Genomic DNA, 19,179 nt, shown 5'->3' on the forward strand with positions numbered 1-19,179 from the left:
TTCACCTTGAAATCATTAATGGTTGCGCTTAGGGCATCTATCATATTATTGCTATTATGTGGATTTGCTTATCCACTAGCAACGACAGGAGTTGCACAAGTTCTATTTCCGAAACAAGCTGAAGGAAGTTTAATAAAATCAAATGGTAAAATTGAAGGTTCAAAATTATTAGCCCAAGAATTTAAAGGTCCTGATTGGTTCCATTCTAGAGCTTCTGCGGCTAATTACAATCCAACTGCTTCTGCCGCAACGAATGCAGCAGTTGCATCAGATGAATATGTTAAAGCAACCAAAGAAAAAATAAATGAAATTAGAAAAGAGAATAATGACTTAGGAAAAAACATACCAGCTGATTTAGTAACTACATCTGGTTCTGGATTTGATCCGGATTTATCGCCTGAAGGTGCAAAAGCACAGGTACCTAGAATATCTAAGGCCACAGGAATTTCACAAAAACAATTAGTATCGTTAATAAATAAACATACAATTGGTCGTCAATTAGGTATATTTGGAGAACCACGTGTAAATGTATTGGAGTTAAACATCGCTCTAAAGAATTTGAAATAAAAAAGGGGAGAATTTTTCTCTCCTTTTTCACTATGATTAAAGAAAGGAGGTAGAATAATTGAGTGATAAGCAATTCCGAAGAAAGACACCTGAAGAAATACTATTATCGATTCAAAAAATACGAAAAGGTAGATTGAAAATTATCGTTGGTACAGTAAGTGGCTCTGGAAAAACATATCACTTGCTTCAAGAAGGAAATGTACTTAAAGAACGTGGAATCGATGTAGTTATTGGATTAATTAGCGAAACAAATCGGCAAAAAACAATTGAACAAATTGGATGTTTGGAAAAAATTCCATCGATTAAATGGGAAGATAATGGAGTGTTAAAACAGGACCTTGATCTAGATGCAATTGTGACTCGTAATCCGGAGGTCTTGTTAGTTGATGCACTAGCTCACCAAAATCGCCCGAAAGCAACTTTTCCAACACGTTTAGATGATATTAATTATTTAGTAAGTAAAAATATAAGTGTTATTACGACGATGAATATATATGAAATAAAAGAAGTTCATGAAGAAGCTGATAAGTTAACAGGTGGAAATGTAAAAGTTAATTTATTTGTACCTGAAGAGACGCTAGCTTTGGCAGATGACGTTAGGCTATTAGATGTAACTCCTGAAGTGCTTTTAAAAAGATCACAAGATGAGGATATTGAATCTAATGAGGAGTACAATATAAATAGAATTCAACTTTATCATCAAAGCAATCTTGCTGTACTGCGTGAACTAGCCTTAAGATTTATAGCAGGTGAAGTAAATGATGCTCTTGATGAATATCGGGAAAAACATGGTATGGTTGGACCATCTGGAGCTTCAGAAAAAATATTAGTTACAGTCCAATATCATTGGAATGGATCAATTTTAGTTCGAAGGGGACAACAAATTTCTAAGAGATTAAGTGGTGATTTGCATGTCGTTTGTTTTCAACCGCCTAACAAAAAATTTACTAGTAATGAATTGACTTTTAAAAGATCAATCATAAAATTAGTAGAAAAATTGGGAGGTGAATTTGAAGAATTACCTCTAAAAAGTGATTCAATTGCAGATCAAGTTGTCCAATATGCAACCCAACATAATATTACTAGTATTGTAATGGGACAATCCAAAAGAACCCGATTTGAAGAAATTGTTTACGGATCTATTATTAACAAAATTTTAAGAAAAACAAAAAATATAGATGTCTTTATTGTTGCAGACAGAGCGGAAAAAGATGGAGAAAGAGTAATACCTACCAAACAAGTAAGTAAAGAAATTGTCGATCCTTATCGTCGTTTAACACCTCAAGAACTAGTTAGTGAAATCAATAAGATAAAACGAGGCTCATTAAAAGTATATATTGGTGCAGCGCCAGGCGTAGGGAAAACTTATACAATGTTAAGAGAAGCAAATGAAATAAGGAAAAATGGTATTGATATCGTTATAGGATTATTGGAAACTCATGGTCGAAAAGAAACAATTGAAAAAATAGGTGATTTGGAAATCGTACCTCGAAAAAAGATATCTTATAAGGGTACTACGCTAGAGGAAATGGATTCGGATGCTATTATCAAGCGTAATCCAGAGGTCGTTTTAATTGATGAGTTAGCTCATACAAATGTGACAGAAAGTAAGTTTCATAAAAGATATGAGGATGTAGAGGAAATTTTAAAAGCGGGTATATCTGTCATTTCTACTATGAATATACAACATATTGAAAGTCTAAATGATAGTGTGGAACAAATCACAGGTGTACGAGTGAGAGAAACAGTACCAGACCATATTCTAAGAAATGCAGATGAAGTTGAATTAATTGATATTTCACCAAAAGCACTTCGAGAAAGAATGAGAGAAGGCCGAATTTACGCTCCGATTAAAATCGAACAGTCACTAACTAATTTTTTTAAGACTGGAAATCTAATTGCCCTTCGCGAGTTAGCGCTTAGAGAAATTGCAGATGATGTAGATGAACGTTTAGAGGCATGGGAAAGAGACTTAACATTACGTGGTCCTTGGAGGCAAGAAGAAGTTATTTTCGTTTGTGTAAATTTAAGAACTGATAGTGAAAGACTCATTCGCCGTGGTTTTCGAATTGCCTATAGATTAAAAGCAACTTGGTATGTTGCATATGTTAAAGATCATGAAGATCTATCTGAAGAAGAAGTTCTTTCTTTAAAGAAAATAAAAGAACTGACTCAACGACTAGGAGGAGTATTTGAAGTATATGCAGCAACAGACCGTCGACATGTTTTTTTAGAGTTAGTTACAAGAATGACCGAGAAAAATACAACTCAAGTTATTATGGGGCAGTCTGCTCGTACGAGATGGGAAGAAATAAAAACGGGCTCAATTGTCCAAAAATTATTAAGAGAATTAAGGCATTTAGATGTTTTGGTAGTTGGTGATCAAACATCCAATCCATGATTTATTATTTTATTTTCTGAAAAAATATATTTAATTTATTAATAGGAGTAAAGCGATGTCGTTCTTGAAAAAAATAAAATTTAATAAAGCACTAATTAAATTCGAAAAATTAGAAATGAAATTTAAAACTGAGAACAGTAGGGATATTGATTTAGTCAGCTGGCCATTAATTATTGATCATCTAATAAATGGAGCAGAAACAAAAGAAGAATTGAGAACAGTAGAGCAAGCAGTTAGAGTGTATAAAAGTTACTTGCAAAAACATTTTCCATTGCATTCATATCTAATTGAAAAGAATGAAATTGAACAATAAATGAATGTATGGTTTATAAAGACTAATTTATTTTAAATTGCTGCATTACTTCTAAAGGAAGTAATGCATTTTTTTATTTAATTTAATTTTCATTTTGATCGTAATAACTGTTAATATGAAATTTTCAGATATGAAGGCCTTATATTACGAATACAAGGCACTCCTTCTTTAATAGAGAGATGTATTCTTTACGATAGTGAAAATTTTTATCAAAATAAGTCAAAAAAAAATTATCTTTACAAATTTGACATAGCGATATATAGTTACATTTGGAAATTATATATTTGAACTAGTACATAACCTAAATTGCTTAATCTTAAAAAGAGCGGGGGAACCATTTCTTTATTGGGGTGAATCCTTTTTGTTAAGGTAGGGGTATTCTTTAATCCCGAATCCGACAGCTAACCTCGTCAGCATTTAAAGAAGGGGTTTATTTAGTATTTTTTACAAACACTAAGTAAAGCTTAGTGTTTTTTTGTGCGCTTTTTTAAGAAAGGGGAGAAAAAAATGCATCATCCATCTGATTATATGGAGCTTGGATTATTTATTTTAGCAATTTTTGCAATCTGGTACTCCATTTCTAACTTTAACAGTGTAAAACGAATTTTCATTGGTAGACCAATGAGAACTGCTGAGGTTCATGCACAGCATAATAAATTGATTTGGTTTATTGCTTTACCAATTCTTGCTGCTGATCTCTATTCATCTGTCTCTTATGGACCAGAAGCAGGTATGACTGAGTTGATTGGTCTAGGTCCAGAAGCAAAATGGTATATCATACCGATAACGATTGCGTCAGTTATTCTATTAGGAATTCTAATTCTTTCATATATAATGGGGATTTTAGCTTATCCTAGTGGAGGAGGAGCTTATGCAATTGCAAAAGATAATTTTAAGCAAAGATGGGTGTCACTAGTTGCTTCAAGTTCACTTTTAGTGGATTATATTTTAACAGTTGCAGTTTCTGTTTCCGCAGCGCTTGAGGCAGTGTCTTCTGCATATCCAACTGTTGCACCTTATGAAACTGTTTTAGCAATTTTATGCGTATTTATCTTATTAGTTGTTAATTTACGAGGTGTAGCAGAATCAGCCAAAATTTTCGCATGGCCGACATTTGGATTTATGATATGTATGTTACTTTTAATATTTACTGGTTTTTTTGATGAATTCCAAAATGGTTTTGTACAACATCATACACCGTCATTTGGAACAGTTCCTCAAGGTTTAAGTATCCTATTAGTGTTAAAAGCATTTAGTTCGGCATGTTCAGCTTTAACTGGAATTGAAACAATTTCAAATGCAGTACCAATTTTTAGAGAACCACGACAAAAAAATGCAATCAAAACATATATAGCACTAGGTGTGATTACCTCTGTAACACTTTTAGGTTTTGCATATCATTTATATGTTAATGGAATAGCACCAAATCCAAATGATACAATGTTATCACAACTGATTCAGGTATATTTTGGACATGGAATTCTTTATCAAGTAATCATTTGGTTCACTTTTATCATTCTGATTTTAGCAGCAAATTCAACATTTACAGGTTTTTCACAATTAGCAGCTATAGTAGCGGCTGATGGATTTTTACCTAGAGGTTTTACAAATCGTGGAGATCGTCTAGGTTATTCAAACGGAATTATTGCACTTGCAGCTGCAGCAAGTATATTAATCATTGCATTCCAAGCTCATACAAATGCACTAATACCGTTATATGCAATTGGTGTATTCCTTTCTTTTACAATTGCACAATTAGGATTAACTAGAAGATGGAAACGTGTAAAAGGGCCAAATTGGCAAGTGAAATTAGCGATTAATTTAGTCGGTTTAATCGTAACATCTGTTGTTACAGTCATATTTGCAGTTACAAAATTTATAGATGGTGCATGGGTTGTCTTAGTCGTCATACCGAGTATCATATTCCTTTCATTAGCAATTTATAAACATTATCAAAATGTCGCACAAGAATTGCGTATTGATTTAAGCACCTTTAAACCAGAAGCAAATAAAGTCATCACAATTGTGTTAGTTTCTGGTACTCATCGAGTAGTTCATAATACACTATCTTTCGCAAAAGGTATTTCTGAGGATTTGATAGCGGTCTATGTAGGATTTGATGATGAATCTATTCAGAGGATGGAAGAAAAGTGGGAGGAGTGGGGGAATCCTTGTCGACTAGTTGTACTAAAAAGTCAATATAGATCAGTATTAGAACCACTTTCAAGATTCATTAAATTAGTAGAAGGAAGAGGAACTAATAGTCATATTCAAATTGTCATTCCACAATTTATCCCCAAAAAATGGTGGCATAATCTGTTGCACAATCAAACTGCGTTGCTACTTCGATTATGGTTAATCAGACAGAAAGATGTTGTTATTACAACAGTTCCTTATCATTTAAGAAAATAAAATAAAAAAGCATGGAATTATACTAATTTCATGCTTTTTTACTTTTTGTAGAAACCTCGATTTGGCTCACTTATTCAACAATTCCAGTATGAAGAATATCTAAATCAACTTTAATTTTTACCTTTACATGTGGATATTGTTCTTTCCATTTTTTATAATCAAAATTTCTTTTATGGGCTTCTAATTTGGAACCAAACCCTAAAGGGTCAACATTATTCTTTTGAAATATACTTATTAACTCCATCTGATCTTTTTCAATCTGTTTTTTTATTTGTTTACTAATTTCCTTAATATGTTTAGGTAATAATATTGGCTTTGGACCTGTATATTCTAGAATTCTTGCATTCATATCAAGATGAATATTAAATTCTGGTTTACCTTTTTTCATTTTAATTTTATATTTAATTTTGGAGTTAATATTATCTATGGCTATATGCTGTCCTTTAAATTTAAATTGATGAAACCCTTTCTTATAGGATTCCATTAAAGTTTTGAAAGCGAAGGCATCATTCCAAGGTATCTTTACAACGAACTTGTCGTCCTTAAATATGGCGATTCCTGTAATTTTAATCGTACCTTTATCATTTTTTATCATGGGTAAAAAAGGATCCTGTCCTTCTTCAAAATATTGATATAAATAGGTTGAGAAGTCACTTTTAGGCATCGGACCTGTTTCTGAATTTTGTTGCAGTAAATCATGAAGGTATAATGAGATGTTTTCTTGTTTATATTCCTTTAAAGATAGTAAATCGAAAGTTTCTCCTTCCACTACAGCCATTTGTAATAAATTTCCAATTGCCGGATCTCGATTAAACGTATCAACTATTGGATATATTCCTTTTTTAGCCAAATCTAAACTAAAAACGACAAGGCGAAGTTGACCAGACATCATTCGATGACGGATTTGTTTATCTATTTTTTCCCTTGTGTTTTTGAGGGTATCTCCCTTCGCAGATACGATATCAAATTCAGTTGTTTCGTTTGCTCGAAAGATCGGAAAGGTGACAGTTGCTCTGAGCTGGTTTTGTTCTTGATCAAAACCAGCTCCTTGAATAATATTTATTTCATTTACATTTGAAGAAGGGATAAATGAACAACTTGTTAAAACAAATGTCATACAAATTAATAAAATAAGAAGATACTGTCTCATGTTGATCTCCCCGATTTTGTAAAAATGTAAACGATTGAAAATAATGGGATATAAATATAAAAAAGCCAAAGAGAGATTTTACTAGTAAAATCAACAAACGTATTTAGAATATAACGCGTGTCTAGTAATTGACAGACAATGATGCTGATGAAGCTTATTAAAATTAAATTATATTTTTGCTTGAATTTAAATATTAATTTCATTCCTCTGCTCGTACTCCATAGTAGTAATGCTATGATTGAAATTACTTTTATTAAGAAAGTAGAAATCAAAATGTATTCAAACCTTTCTAAAAAAGGAAAATGAATTAGTTTTGCAATGTAGATTCTTGACCAAATTATATGTTCAATTTGTTTTTCACTTAATAGTAAAAACGTTGTGAATGCAGATAAAGTGAAGATCAAACTGGAAAAAGCTACACCATATTGAGCGAATTTTTGAGATTTGTTGCCATTCCGGATAAAGGGATAAACCATTAGCAAAATTTCAAAACCTGCCATTGTGTAAATTGATTGTTTTGCAGATAATAAAAGTTCTTTAAATGAATGGTCAAAAACAGGCAATAAATTATCAATATGAATATATTTTATTGGTAAATGAAATAGTAGTGCGTAAAGAATTGCTGTAAATATTCCTGATAAAAAAGCAATTCCAGTTACTACCCGAAAACCGCCTGAAACGATGTAATAGCATAATAATAAGATTAAAGTACTCAGTACCCATGTAGGTAAAGTCGGAAACATCCATACTTGGACAATTTCAATATATAATCTGAGCACAGAAATACAGGCAATCAAATAATAAATCATGATGACTAAGCTAAGCATTGACCCGAAAATCTTTCCAAAGAATTGATTATGGGCATCGATAATATCTCCATTTGCAGCAGTTAACAATTTAAACATTAACCATACGACTAGATGGACAAATAGTCCTGCAATTATCACACTGATCCATGCATCATAACCTGCATCTTTAGCGATAATTCGTTGAAATCCTAAGACACCGACCCCTATTTGTGAGCTAGTAATAATAAAAAATAGGAGATAGGGAGAAACCTGTTGTCTTCTATATATCGTCATTTATAATCTCCTTAGAATTTATTCGTCAAAATCACTTGGTGGTCCCGGACGTTTAATATCATTTGTTGATCTAATTTTTTTGTTCGGTCTTAAGTTAGTAGGATTTTTCATTTGTTTACTAAAAGGCAATCTTATCCATAAGTCATATATCGCTGTTTTTCGATAAGGGTAGGATCCTAAATATGGCCTACCAAGAGAAGTTAATCTTAATAAATGAGCAATTAGAAAAATAAAGCTCATAAAAATACCTAGTAATCCAATAAATTGTGACATTAAGATGACTGGAAACCTTAAAAAACGAATTGTATTGTTAAATTTATATATTGCTGATGTATAGGATGCAAGTGTACCTAATCCAACAAATATTAAAAGAATGTTACTTGTTAACTTTGCTTCAACAACCGCTTGACCAATTACGATTCCTCCAACGATCCCTAGTGTTTGACCAATTTTCGATGGTAAACGAAGACCGGCTTCCTTTACTAGCTCAATGGTAATTTCTAAAAATAACACTTCAATTATTGGTGGAAAAGGAACAGATGCTCTAGAAGATACAAGTGATTCTAGTAATTGCGGTGGAATTAACTCATAATGGTAGGTTAATACAGCAACATAAAGTGGTGTGATAAACACTGCAAGCGTAAGTCCGAAAATTCTCAACAAACGGAAAAAAGTTGCTAGTACCCAATTAACATAATAGTCTTCCATTGCAATAATTGTTTCGTCAATTAATGCAGGTGTAAGAATAAGATTTGGAGACCCATCCACAACGATTACGATTTTACCTTCTGTTAAACCAGCAACCGCGCGATCTATTCGTTCAGTAGGAATGGATTGAGGAAAAATAGAATTTGTATTGTCACCTATCATAGTCGAAATATATGAACTATCCGAAATATGGTCATACTGAATTTCTTTAATCCGTTGAGTAACTGTATGTAAATTTTCTTCGTCCGCAATTCCGCTTAAGTGCATAACTGCTACTCTTGTTTTTGATAATTCTCCTACAGTTAATTCCTTCAGATGCAGATCAGTAATAGGTAGTTTTTTTCGAATTAAATTAATGTTTACATCGATATCCTCAACAAATCCAACCTGTGGACCTAGAGTAGTTGATTCCATTAAAGGTGGACCAATTGTTCGTGAAAAATTGTTTTCAACATTAACAAGGAGGCATTCATTTTTATTGTTTTGATATTGAATAGCCATAAAACCTTGCAGAAGCTTACTTTTTATTATGCTACTATCAGTCGTAATAATTAGTTGTTGAATTGGAATTTGAGATTTTAATTCTTCTAAAGTTAGATTTTTTGTTAATATAGGAAAAACTTGATTATGTTGTATTTCCGTCGAAACTAAGGTTTGAAAAAAAGAAATACAATAGTAATGCTCTTCATCGGGAGTAGTTGTATATGAAATAAAATCATTGGAATTCTTTAAATCATCCATCCAATTTTTTGAAGATACTTCTTCTTTATTATTATTATTATTATTGAACATAGTTCTTCCTCTTACTTTTTAATAGTAGGATTTGGAAGTTGAATGATAATTATTCAAGAGGAGTGGCAAGAATTGACATGTAAGTAAATGCTCACCAATGCGAGATAAAATAAAATGCTATTATAACCACACAAGAAGGGGGAGGGTCGTAAAGGCTTATATGTACGTACAAAAAACCACTCAATGAGTGGTTTTGGTTAAAATTAATAATAATTTTAAATTTCCTTTGGTTCTCTAAACTTGATGTCTGTAGTGTTCTGTACTATAGGTGAGTCAGGTTTTGCAAATTTAGCAAATAAAGCGCAACCGATCACTATGACGGCTGCAGTAAACATAATCGTGTAATTAAACCCCTGTAATGTGTTTTTTCCTGCCAGGTCGATCAGGTAACCGCAAACAAGTGGACCAATGATACCTGATAGATTTTGAAAAGAAGTACCGAGACTTACCATCAACCCGCGTCTAGTTGGAAGTAAACTCATCATGATAATCGGACCAACATTTAACATGTTCGTTGTTAATCCTAGAGCTACACCTATAATTGCAATTAATAATACTGGAGCTTGTACAAGTGTTGCTGAAAAAAGTAATACGGCACTAATAACTTGTAGTAAGGCTGAATATAAAACACGAGAAGTACGTATATTATTCGATTTCTTAAATAACTTATCAGAACAGATCGAAGCACTGATGGACACTACCGTGTTAATAAGGCCAATTGATAAAACTGCTAGTCCCATTTTTGTTTGGGTTAAATGTATACCTTTTACCAAATAGACTGGTAGCCATACTGAAATCCATACGACAAAGCCGAAACTAGCAAATAAATTAAGTAAAGTAAAAATTAAAGTAGGGGAGAATAAAATTGGTTTAAATTCGGACCATTTGAGTTTTTCAACAGGCAATTTTACATTTGTTGTTTCAACAGTTGTTTTTGATTTCTCTTTAACAAATGGCCAAATAAGTACCCAAATAAGACTAGCTACACCTAAAGCCACAAATGAAGTTCTCCAGCCATACGTTTGATTTACGTGTACTAAAACAGGTGTCAATGCCATTGCACCAATCATCGCACCTACATTAATGACCGAAAAAGCCAAACCGCGAGATTCTGCTGGAAATACTCTGCTTATATGGCTGATTGCCACAGGTCCGAATGGGCCTTCAAATACACCAAGTAGAATTCGATAGATAAGTAGAAAGCTAAAACTTGTTATGAAAAAAGTTCCAAATTGTAATAGTGTCCAAGCGATTATGAGAATGCCTAACATCTTTTTTGTACCAATTTTATCAGACCAAGCTCCTCCGACTACACCAGATACAGCAAAAAACCAGAAAAATATACTTCCGAGTAAACCATATTGTACATAGGATAGGTTAAAATCTTTTATGATAAAAACAGATGCGACACTTGTTGAGGATTTATCAGCAAAATTAATAAGTGTTGCGATTAACAACATAATGAGAATTACCCAGCGTTTCATGTAAAGCACTCCCTTACAAATTAATTTTTTCAATTGCCTTTGCTATTCCTGCTCATACAATAGGTCAGAAAGTATGGCCTAACCATACTTTCTATTAACTTCTACTTAATCGTTTTGTAATTTAAACTCGACTTTTTGTATTTTACCTGTAAACGCAAAGTCTTCCAAATCTGCATAGTTTTTACTAACAGGTAAATAAGCATCTCGTCCAATATCTAATCCTTCAGTTGAAATCAAAAACGGTAAGGTTTTTGGCATTTCGACTTCGCCAACCTGATGATTATCGATAAATAGCTTCCCTATTCCTTTTAAAAGACCTGATTTCGAAAATTCAAAATGAACTGTTGATATTCCAATTGGAACTTCTAGATTGGATTCAATTTTATAGACTGTCCCCACATAATTATACTCATAAAATAAACGATTATTTTGAATATACATTGTATATCCACTGTATTGATTTCCTTGTGCAATCAATACACCTTCGCAGTCTTTGCTTGGACGATCAATCGGCACAGAAATCTCGTAAGATCGATTTAATATAGGTGGTGATGCAAGACTATGACTCATTCCTGGGAAGAAAGTAAACTCTGTACGAGATCTTACTTTATCATCAGGGGAGATGTAAGCGAATAATTCGATCGTTTGATCAATCATCGGAAGCGCATTATATTCTTTTACTTCTTCGAACCAGATATCTTGTAATTCTTTAAGTTTTTCAGGGTACATTGCAGCCAAATCGTCACTTTGAGAAAAATCTTTGTTTATGTTAAATAAGCACCATTGGTCTTCTTCGAATGGGGTTCCTTTTGTATGAAAAGAGATCGCCTTCCAGCCATCATGCCAAATCGCACGCTGTCCTGCCATAAGGAAATATTGAGTTTCCCGTCTTGTATGAACTGCAGGATCTTCAAATGTATACTCCATGCTCACTCCGTGCATCGGCATTTGTTTAACGCCTTTGATTTCTTCAGGTGCACTTATTCCTGCTAATTCTAGAACAGTAGGAGTGACATCAATCACGTGATGGAACTGATCGCGAACGTTCCCACTATCCATGATTCGATTTGGGAAATGATAAATCAACGGAACATGAATACCACCGTCAAAAGTTGTTTGCTTATAATATTTAAAAGGTGTATTGCTAGCTTGTGCCCAGCCACGAGGATAGTTAGGTTGTGTATTTGGTCCACCTATTTCATCAATGCGATCTTTCATACTTTCAGCAGTTGTTGGAACACCGTTGAAGTAGGAATTTTGTTCCAAAATGCCATCAAATTCGCCTTCTTGGCTTGCACCATTATCAGATAGAAATACAATCATCGTATTATCCAATTGACCAATTGCTTCAAGAAAGTCAATGAATCTACCAATCTGTTCATCTGTGTGAGTAAGGAATCCCGCATATGTTTCTTGGAATCTTTCAAAAAGATGCTTTTCATCATTGGAAAGTTTGTCCCATTCCTTTACACCAGGATTGCGTTCAGCAAGTACAGTATCAGATGGAACAATTCCTAATGATTTTTGACGTTCAAGCCTTTCTTCACGAATTCGCTCCCAACCTTTGTTATATGTTCCTTTATACATATCGATATAACGCTTGGAAACTTGATGTGGTGAATGCTGTGCGCCAAAGGCAAGATACATAAAAAATGGTTTCTCTGGATAAATTGAAGCATGGTCAGAAATAAACTTTATCCCATGATCGACAAGATCCTCTGAAAGATGGTAATCAGGTTTCTTTGGAGGCTCCACACTATGATTATCGTAAACTAAACTAGGTGTATATTGATCTGTCATGCCTTCTAAAAATCCGTAAAATCGATCAAAGCCTTTTCCTAGCGGCCAGTTATGAAAAGGGCCAGCAGCTGATTCTTCATAAATAGGTGCCAAATGCCATTTTCCTATAGCAAAAGTACTATAATCATTTTCTTTAAGAATTTCAGCTATCGTTCCTGCGGAAGGAATTATTTTACCACGTGTGCTCGGGACATCAGGACCTAAATCAAAATTTGATAGAAGACCCATACCTACAGAATGGTGATTTCGCCCAGTTAATAAACTTGCTCGAGTAGGGGAGCAAAGGGGCGTAACATGGAAGTTATTATAACTCAATCCATTTTGAGCTAAACGATCGATATTTGGCGTCATAATTTCTGAACCGTAACAACCTAGGTCTGAAAAACCCATATCATCAAGTACAATATATACGATATTATTTTTCATATTCATAGCTCCTTTAAATAGTAAAATTAACTAATCTATTAATGGCGTTAGTATACGATTGATTAAAGTTGTCAACTTATATTTATTATTAAAAGAGTGGAAGTCAACTGGTTGTTAAAACAAAGCTATTTGGCATGTTTTTTTACGCATCTCTAGCACATCGAAATCCCATATTCCCAGTAGAACTGTCTGGCGTATTGGAACTACGGGCAGCTACTCGATAACGATTACAGTAAGATTCGTGACATAGATAGGAGCCGCCACGAATTACTTTGGAAGTTCCACTTGGAATACCTTTTGGATTTTCTCTCGTGTCTTGTAAATGATAAGTTGGACTGAACCAATCAGAACACCATTCCCATATATTTCCTGAAACATTATATAAGCCAAAATTATTAGGAGTAAACGACCTAGCAGGGGCTGTTCCTTCATATCCGTCTAAAGCTTGATTGTCATTCGGAAATTGTCCTTGCCAAATATTTGCATAATGTTCACCGTTTGGGTGCAATTCGTCGCCCCAAGCATATTTTTTTTGTTCTAAACCACCCCGAGCCGCATATTCCCACTCAGCTTCTGTTGGCAACCTTTTCTGAGCCCAAATGCAATAAGCGGAAGCATCATTCCAGGATACGTGAATTACCGGATGATCAAGTCGATTTTCAATCGTTGAATCTGGTCCTTCAGGATGTTGCCAGTCTGCTCCATCTACAACGAGCCACCAAGGAGTTTGATGAACATGTTGTATAACATTCTTCTTGGTTTCAGAAGTTACAAGCGAATGAAAAACAAAGGACCAACCATAAACTTCAGCTTCAGTTTTATAGCCGGTATCATTTACAAAGTCTTTAAATTGAGAATTTGTAACCGTACAAGTATCTATATAGAATGGATTTACTTTTATTTTACGTATAGGTCCTTCACCATCAGCATTATATCCATCTGGATCATCTGTACCCATCAGGAATTCTCCGCCAGGGAGGTAAACCATATCTTTGTTTGATCGATTTTGACAACTAGTAACAGCACTTATTTCTTTATATTGAGTTAAGTTTGATTTTGGTTTTGTTGGAGAACAGCAATCATTTATTATTTCGAATTCCATTCAAATCACTCACTTTAAAAGTTATGGATGTAACAGGCAATTCGTTTAATCAGCTATTTAGTGAATAATAAAAAAGAAGGATACATAAATCTTACATAATGTTTCTCCTACTTAGAACCAACTTTGCTATTAGTTCTTTATGCAACAAAAAGGAACTCAAAATGAAGTTCCTTTTTTAATTTCTGTTGAAAAAATTAAATCTAATATACGTTTATTTTGCTAATGCTGCTAATCCAGACCAAATTCCCAATGAAGTACCAGCAGTAATTCCTCCATCAATAGTGACAGCTTGACCTGTAATAAATTTAGCATCGTCCGAGCTTAAGAAATGAACTAATGAAGCAACTTCTTCAGGTAAACCAGAACGACCAAGAGGTGTAACCATGTTATTAATTGCTCTTTGTTCAGGAGCAGAACTATTTTGCAACATTGGTGTTTCAATTGTTCCAGGACAAATGCAGTTTACACGAATATTACGAGGGCTTAACTCAAGTGCAGCAGTTTTAGTAAGTCCGATAACAGCATGCTTTGATGCAACATATGGTCCATATGTTGGCACACCTTGTAAACCTGCTACAGATGCAGAATTAATAATTACCCCTCCATCACTTAAGTGAACAGATCCATGTTTTAGACCATACAATACACCCATCGTGTTTACTTTAAAAGATGCTTCATAATCTTCTGATACAGCATCAGACATCATAGTTAACCCTCTACCAATTCCAGCATTGTTAAAAAGAATATCAATTCGGCCATATGCTTCAACAGTTTTTTCAAGTAAAGCTTGTACATCATTTTCATTTGAAACATCTGTTTTGATATACAAACCATCAATTTCTAATGCTAGTTTTGTTTCGTCTGTAAGATCAGCAACTACAACTGTAGCTCCAGCTTGATTAAAGCGTTTAACAGTAGCAAGTCCAATACCTGAACCTCCTCCAGTGATTACAGCAACTTTTCCTTTTAGTGAAAACATACTAATCCAGCTCCTTTTAGTGATTTATTTTTTAAATTTTCTGATATTTTATTGTGTAAAAAAGTGATCTTAATTGGCATGACTCTTGATTAAACTCATTTTTTCTTCATATGAAAGCTTTTCTGCCATTGATAATTGCTCACCAAGTTCTGGTGGGAAGCAGTAAAATACTTCTTTGCTCTCAATTCCTTTTACGTAGTACTCGACACCTTCTTCAACACTTAATGGCTGTAATTTCATTCCACCTTTTTTTAATTCTCCAGTTTCTGAATCAAGATTAGATTCAATCCATAATGGTGTTTTTACTGGCCCAGGAGCAATGGCAGTAAATGTTAACTCAGGGTAGGAAGTAGGCAACATTTCTGCTAATCGGCGGACCCACATTTTACCAGCTGCATATCCAGGTAAACCCCATAATCCAATGTAAGAAGACGCAGATGAAGTCATGACAATATGTCCTTTTCCTCTGGATTTCATCAAATCTAGAGCTGGAAAAACCGTATTTGCGACTCCATTTACACAAATTTTGGTTGCCCACATGATATCTTCAGGAGTATCTTCCGTTCTGCTTGTACTTCCAGGTCTTTGTCCTGCAGCATTCGCAATAATTAAGTCGAGTGGCTTTATTTCATCGCATTCATTTATGACAGTTTTCATAGCTTTCTCATCCATAATATTCGCTATTTTAGTATGGACGGTAGCTCCTAGCTCTACACATGCTTTTTTAGCATTTTCTAAGTTTGTAGGATTTATATCTATTAAAAAAATATGTACATTTTTATTTTTACTATAATGCTTAGCTACACCTAAACCTAATCCACTTGCTGCACCTGTAATTAAGATAGATTCATATTGACTCATTTTAAACCTCCTAGAATTGGGATATCTAAAACTGTTAATCGAAAGCGAAAGTCTTTAAAAATCTGTACTAATGTACTAAATGTAATTCTGTTAAATTTAAGTGATCTATTTAAATGATTAATTGCACCCCCATTAGAAAAATAGATAGTTCATATTTATAGCGAAGGGTGTATTCTAAGATGACACTTAGAAGTAAACGCTTTCACTACGTTAAAATTAATATACTTTTCCTTTAAGTTAATATAAAGTGTAAATAAGTGAGACTTAGTTGAATTTTTTTCATTCAAAAGAAAAAGGGTGATTAGATGAACTTATTACAATTGGAGTATGTAATTGAGGTTGCTAAAACAAAATCAATCATAAATGCTGCTGAGAATCTTCATATTTCTCCGTCCGGTATTAGTAAAGCCATAACTAATTTAGAAATGGAACTTCAAATTAAGGTATTTAATCGTTCAAGACTAGGTGCTGAACTTACAGATGAAGGCAAGTTTATTGTCAGTAAAGCACATGAAATCTTACTGAAAGTCGAAGATATATCTATTTTTGCGCATCAAAATAATAATCCAGAAAAAGTTAATATCTCATTAGCCGCTAGTACAAACGCTATGTTTATTGTGCCTAGCACCCTTGTAACATATAAAAAAAATTATCCTTATAGTCAAATTGAGATTTTCGAAAAAAAACCATATGCTATCCTCAATGATGCTTTAACAGATAAGATTGATTTCGGTATCACAGTATTTACTGACGAAATGGTAGCAACACATCCAGAAATAGAATTTGAATCCATTCTAGAAGGTGGCACAGTCATTTGTGTAAGCAAGAATTCTCCACTATCTTTTTTGGAATATGTTCAAGTTGAGGATCTAGCTAATCAATCTGTCATTCTTTCTGAAGATCCACTAATGGAGGATTTTGTAAATGAACTAATTAAGTATGTTCCCGAAATGAATATATTATTAACAACAAACAATGTAAACGTTATTTCTGAAGCGGTATCAGAAGGTTTAGGGATTGTTTTTTCAATGAATATATTTTTAAATAAGGTTCCTAGTATTATAAATGGAGATATTATTACAATTCCTTTTATACATCCCAGTTCTGATCGATTTTCCTTTGGAATCGTTCGATCTAAACGCAAAAGATTATCTGAGCATAGTAAAGAATTTATAAAAGCTTTTAAGCAAAATTTTAATTAAGACTGTTTTGAATTAACTTTTGTTTGTTTTGGAAAATTTAAGAAATAAAATTTCCGTAAGCGAAGAATTTTCTTTAACACTAAAAATGATCTTCAAGAAAATTGAAGATCATTTTTTAATTACGATATTAAACGATAGTGTGAACTATTCTTTATCGTCATGCGGAAACTTGTGTGGACTATTGAGTAGTTTCTTTAAATCTCCACGATAAAACACATCTTTAAACTCCTGAGGTCGAAATGGAATAATCGGTGCTAAATACGGAACACCGACTGATCGTAGACGAGACATATAAATAAAAAATAATAGGAAACATATTCCCATTGTGGTTAAACCAAAGAAACAACCTACGATTGAAAAAATAATTCGTAACGTATTCAATGTACTGATTAACCCTCCTGAGATAAACAGTAAACCGGTTAAAAAAGTGATTCCTACAATAATTAAACTAAGAGAATGGACTAATTTGGAATCGACTAATGTTGTACTAACCACCATTGTTCCAACCAGAGAAGCAACTACAATTAAATCGGTTGGAATTCGAAAGGCTGCTAAACTCATTAAGTATAAAACGAATATTAGTATACCAATTTCAAGTGGAAAGGAAAGTATGGTATCGGAATGTGTAAAATATTTTTTTGCAAATTTTACTGGGAACCAATTACTATGAAAATTAGCTACTGCAAGATAGATACCCGGTAAGTAGACAGTCAAAAAGATACAAAAAAGGAGAATCAATCGATTCGAAAACCTTCCAATTTTCGAATAGTATTCTGTAGGTTGCGACAAATAGTGTACAAATAATGTAGGTGCAATCGACGCAACTGGTGAACCATTCATAATAATAGCAATTCGCCCTTCATATAAAGCATTAGCTGTTATGTCTGGCATCTCAGTATTGTATACAAGAGGGAAAAATGGCTTCTTCCTACCTTCCAAAGCATCTTCAACAACTCTAGGCTCTATGACGTATTCGACATCAAGATTTTCAATACGTGTTTGAACCTCTTCCAAGGCAAGCTTATCTACTTTATTTTTTAAATAAACAATTGCAAGGTCCGTTTTAGCAAAGCGCCCGATTTGTTTCGATTCAACGCATAAATCCGGTGATTGAATATAACTACGGATTAAATTTAAGTTCACTTTTAATTGTTCTGATAACCCAATCATTGGACCATTAGTAGAACGCTCTCTAATACTAGGTGCAACAGAACGCTGTTGCCATTGGGTGGTTTCTGCGATAATTCCATTATTATAACCATCGACTAAAATCAGTGTTCTTCCTCGGACGATCCCATTAAGTGCATCCTCAAAAGATGTCACTATTTCAACTGAAGATGCTCGAATATGACGAGTAGCTAAGTAGTCAATGAGTGGTTCCTTTCCGATTTCTTTGATGTCTTGGAATAAAAACAATGGCGTAATAAGAAAATCTCGAATTACATCCGCATTTACAAGATCATCCAGATAGATAAGTGATACTTCTAATGGTTTTGGTTTACCGATTCGAATTGTCCGGACGACTAATTCAGTTGTGTTGTTTAAGTGGTCCTTAATCGTTTCAATGTTTTTATGAAGGCTAATTGTAAAATTTATAGGATCATTTTGGTTCATTTTTTTCTTTCACCTCTAGTCAATCAATACTTCTAAAATACTGTATTCAGTATTGACTAAGTGAACTTTTCTAATCCAACAAATATATGCCTTATCTAAATATCATAATGAAAGATTCCATGTTTAGAAGACTCACTCTGGATTAAAGTGTATTTATGGTGGGTCGGAAATAGAGGGAAAAGTGGATGTTTGAGGAGATTTTTGATTTAAGAAAATTTAGCGATTATTTAGCAATAATTCTTTAGGTGAATTAAATTCAATTAACTGTCACTTTTTTACACTTTAT

At 33.5% G+C, this 19,179-nt stretch carries 14 protein-coding genes and 1 riboswitch; of the genes, 5 read left to right on the top strand and 9 right to left on the bottom strand.

Going from position 1 to position 19,179, the window contains the following annotated elements; translation table 11 throughout:
• Positions 1-6: 6 nt before the first annotated feature.
• The 4 genes from kdpC (at position 7) to B7R65_RS10090 (ending at position 5,693) form a co-directional block, all read left to right on the top strand.
• Positions 7-567, top strand: coding sequence for a potassium-transporting ATPase subunit KdpC (gene kdpC, locus B7R65_RS10075; protein WP_088042626.1), 561 nt, complete (start codon positions 7-9; stop codon positions 565-567).
• 58 nt (positions 568-625) lie between these two features.
• Positions 626-2,968, top strand: a complete 2,343-nt coding sequence (locus B7R65_RS21900; RefSeq protein WP_088042627.1) for a universal stress protein — start codon at positions 626-628, stop codon at positions 2,966-2,968.
• A gap of 55 nt (positions 2,969-3,023) precedes the next feature.
• A complete protein-coding gene (locus B7R65_RS10085; protein ID WP_088042628.1) occupies positions 3,024-3,281 on the top strand; it encodes a hypothetical protein in 258 nt (85 codons plus the stop codon).
• A 297-nt stretch (positions 3,282-3,578) separates the two neighbouring features.
• Positions 3,579-3,712, top strand: a riboswitch (cyclic di-AMP (ydaO/yuaA leader).
• A gap of 76 nt (positions 3,713-3,788) precedes the next feature.
• On the top strand, positions 3,789-5,693 hold the full coding sequence (locus B7R65_RS10090; protein WP_088042629.1) for an APC family permease: 1,905 nt from the start codon (positions 3,789-3,791) through the stop codon (positions 5,691-5,693).
• A gap of 70 nt (positions 5,694-5,763) precedes the next feature.
• Here B7R65_RS10090 and B7R65_RS10095 read toward each other — a convergent pair whose 3' ends face one another.
• The 8 genes from B7R65_RS10095 to B7R65_RS10130 form a co-directional block, all read right to left on the bottom strand.
• Positions 5,764-6,843, bottom strand: a complete 1,080-nt coding sequence (locus tag B7R65_RS10095) for a Ger(x)C family spore germination protein (protein ID WP_088042630.1) — start codon at positions 6,841-6,843, stop codon at positions 5,764-5,766.
• Positions 6,840-7,925 (bottom strand): GerAB/ArcD/ProY family transporter, encoded by a 1,086-nt coding sequence (locus B7R65_RS10100; protein WP_088042631.1) that lies wholly within the window; start codon positions 7,923-7,925, stop codon positions 6,840-6,842. The genes B7R65_RS10095 and B7R65_RS10100 overlap by 4 nt, the downstream gene beginning before the upstream one ends.
• Before the next feature lie 18 nt (positions 7,926-7,943).
• Positions 7,944-9,425, bottom strand: a complete 1,482-nt coding sequence (locus B7R65_RS10105; RefSeq protein ID WP_088042632.1) for a spore germination protein — start codon at positions 9,423-9,425, stop codon at positions 7,944-7,946.
• 215 nt (positions 9,426-9,640) lie between these two features.
• Positions 9,641-10,909 carry an MFS transporter gene (locus B7R65_RS10110; RefSeq protein WP_088042633.1) on the bottom strand — a complete coding sequence of 423 codons (1,269 nt, stop codon included), beginning with the start codon at positions 10,907-10,909 and terminating at the stop codon, positions 9,641-9,643.
• A gap of 105 nt (positions 10,910-11,014) precedes the next feature.
• Positions 11,015-13,135, bottom strand: a complete 2,121-nt coding sequence (locus tag B7R65_RS10115; RefSeq protein WP_179194830.1) for an arylsulfatase — start codon at positions 13,133-13,135, stop codon at positions 11,015-11,017.
• A gap of 142 nt (positions 13,136-13,277) precedes the next feature.
• Positions 13,278-14,237 carry a formylglycine-generating enzyme family protein gene (locus B7R65_RS10120; RefSeq protein WP_088042635.1) on the bottom strand — a complete coding sequence of 320 codons (960 nt, stop codon included), beginning with the start codon at positions 14,235-14,237 and terminating at the stop codon, positions 13,278-13,280.
• A 211-nt stretch (positions 14,238-14,448) separates the two neighbouring features.
• Complete coding sequence (locus tag B7R65_RS10125; protein WP_088042636.1) at positions 14,449-15,216, bottom strand: SDR family NAD(P)-dependent oxidoreductase; 768 nt, start codon at positions 15,214-15,216, stop codon at positions 14,449-14,451.
• A gap of 69 nt (positions 15,217-15,285) precedes the next feature.
• Positions 15,286-16,077: an SDR family NAD(P)-dependent oxidoreductase gene (locus B7R65_RS10130; RefSeq protein WP_088042637.1), complete on the bottom strand. Its 792-nt coding sequence runs from the start codon at positions 16,075-16,077 to the stop codon at positions 15,286-15,288.
• A 305-nt stretch (positions 16,078-16,382) separates the two neighbouring features.
• Between B7R65_RS10130 and B7R65_RS10135 the strand changes: the two genes are divergently transcribed.
• The gene (locus B7R65_RS10135) at positions 16,383-17,279 is read left to right on the top strand and encodes a LysR family transcriptional regulator (protein ID WP_088042638.1); all 897 of its coding nucleotides are present in this window, start codon (positions 16,383-16,385) and stop codon (positions 17,277-17,279) included.
• A 144-nt stretch (positions 17,280-17,423) separates the two neighbouring features.
• Here the strand turns inward: B7R65_RS10135 and B7R65_RS10140 are convergent, their stop codons facing one another.
• Positions 17,424-18,893: a spore germination protein gene (locus tag B7R65_RS10140; protein WP_088042639.1), complete on the bottom strand. Its 1,470-nt coding sequence runs from the start codon at positions 18,891-18,893 to the stop codon at positions 17,424-17,426.
• Positions 18,894-19,179 lie beyond the last annotated feature (286 nt).

This window comes from Bacillus sp. EAC, from assembly GCF_002156875.1.
In the GTDB taxonomy this organism is placed as follows: domain Bacteria; phylum Bacillota; class Bacilli; order Bacillales; family Bacillaceae_G; genus Gottfriedia.

Excerpts from the sequence above, each read along its gene's own strand:
- B7R65_RS10085 (WP_088042628.1), top strand. The coding sequence starts at position 3,024 with ATGTCGTTCTTGAAAAAAATAAAATTTAATAAAGCACTAATTAAATTC.
- B7R65_RS10090 (WP_088042629.1), top strand. The coding sequence starts at position 3,789 with ATGCATCATCCATCTGATTATATGGAGCTTGGATTATTTATTTTAGCA.
- B7R65_RS10095 (WP_088042630.1), bottom strand. The coding sequence starts at position 6,843 with ATGAGACAGTATCTTCTTATTTTATTAATTTGTATGACATTTGTTTTA.
- B7R65_RS10100 (WP_088042631.1), bottom strand. The coding sequence starts at position 7,925 with ATGACGATATATAGAAGACAACAGGTTTCTCCCTATCTCCTATTTTTT.
- B7R65_RS10105 (WP_088042632.1), bottom strand. The coding sequence starts at position 9,425 with ATGTTCAATAATAATAATAATAATAAAGAAGAAGTATCTTCAAAAAAT.
- B7R65_RS10110 (WP_088042633.1), bottom strand. The coding sequence starts at position 10,909 with ATGAAACGCTGGGTAATTCTCATTATGTTGTTAATCGCAACACTTATT.
- B7R65_RS10115 (WP_179194830.1), bottom strand. The coding sequence starts at position 13,135 with ATGAAAAATAATATCGTATATATTGTACTTGATGATATGGGTTTTTCA.
- B7R65_RS10120 (WP_088042635.1), bottom strand. The coding sequence starts at position 14,237 with ATGGAATTCGAAATAATAAATGATTGCTGTTCTCCAACAAAACCAAAA.
- B7R65_RS10125 (WP_088042636.1), bottom strand. The coding sequence starts at position 15,216 with ATGTTTTCACTAAAAGGAAAAGTTGCTGTAATCACTGGAGGAGGTTCA.
- B7R65_RS10130 (WP_088042637.1), bottom strand. The coding sequence starts at position 16,077 with ATGAGTCAATATGAATCTATCTTAATTACAGGTGCAGCAAGTGGATTA.
- B7R65_RS10135 (WP_088042638.1), top strand. The coding sequence starts at position 16,383 with ATGAACTTATTACAATTGGAGTATGTAATTGAGGTTGCTAAAACAAAA.
- B7R65_RS10140 (WP_088042639.1), bottom strand. The coding sequence starts at position 18,893 with ATGAACCAAAATGATCCTATAAATTTTACAATTAGCCTTCATAAAAAC.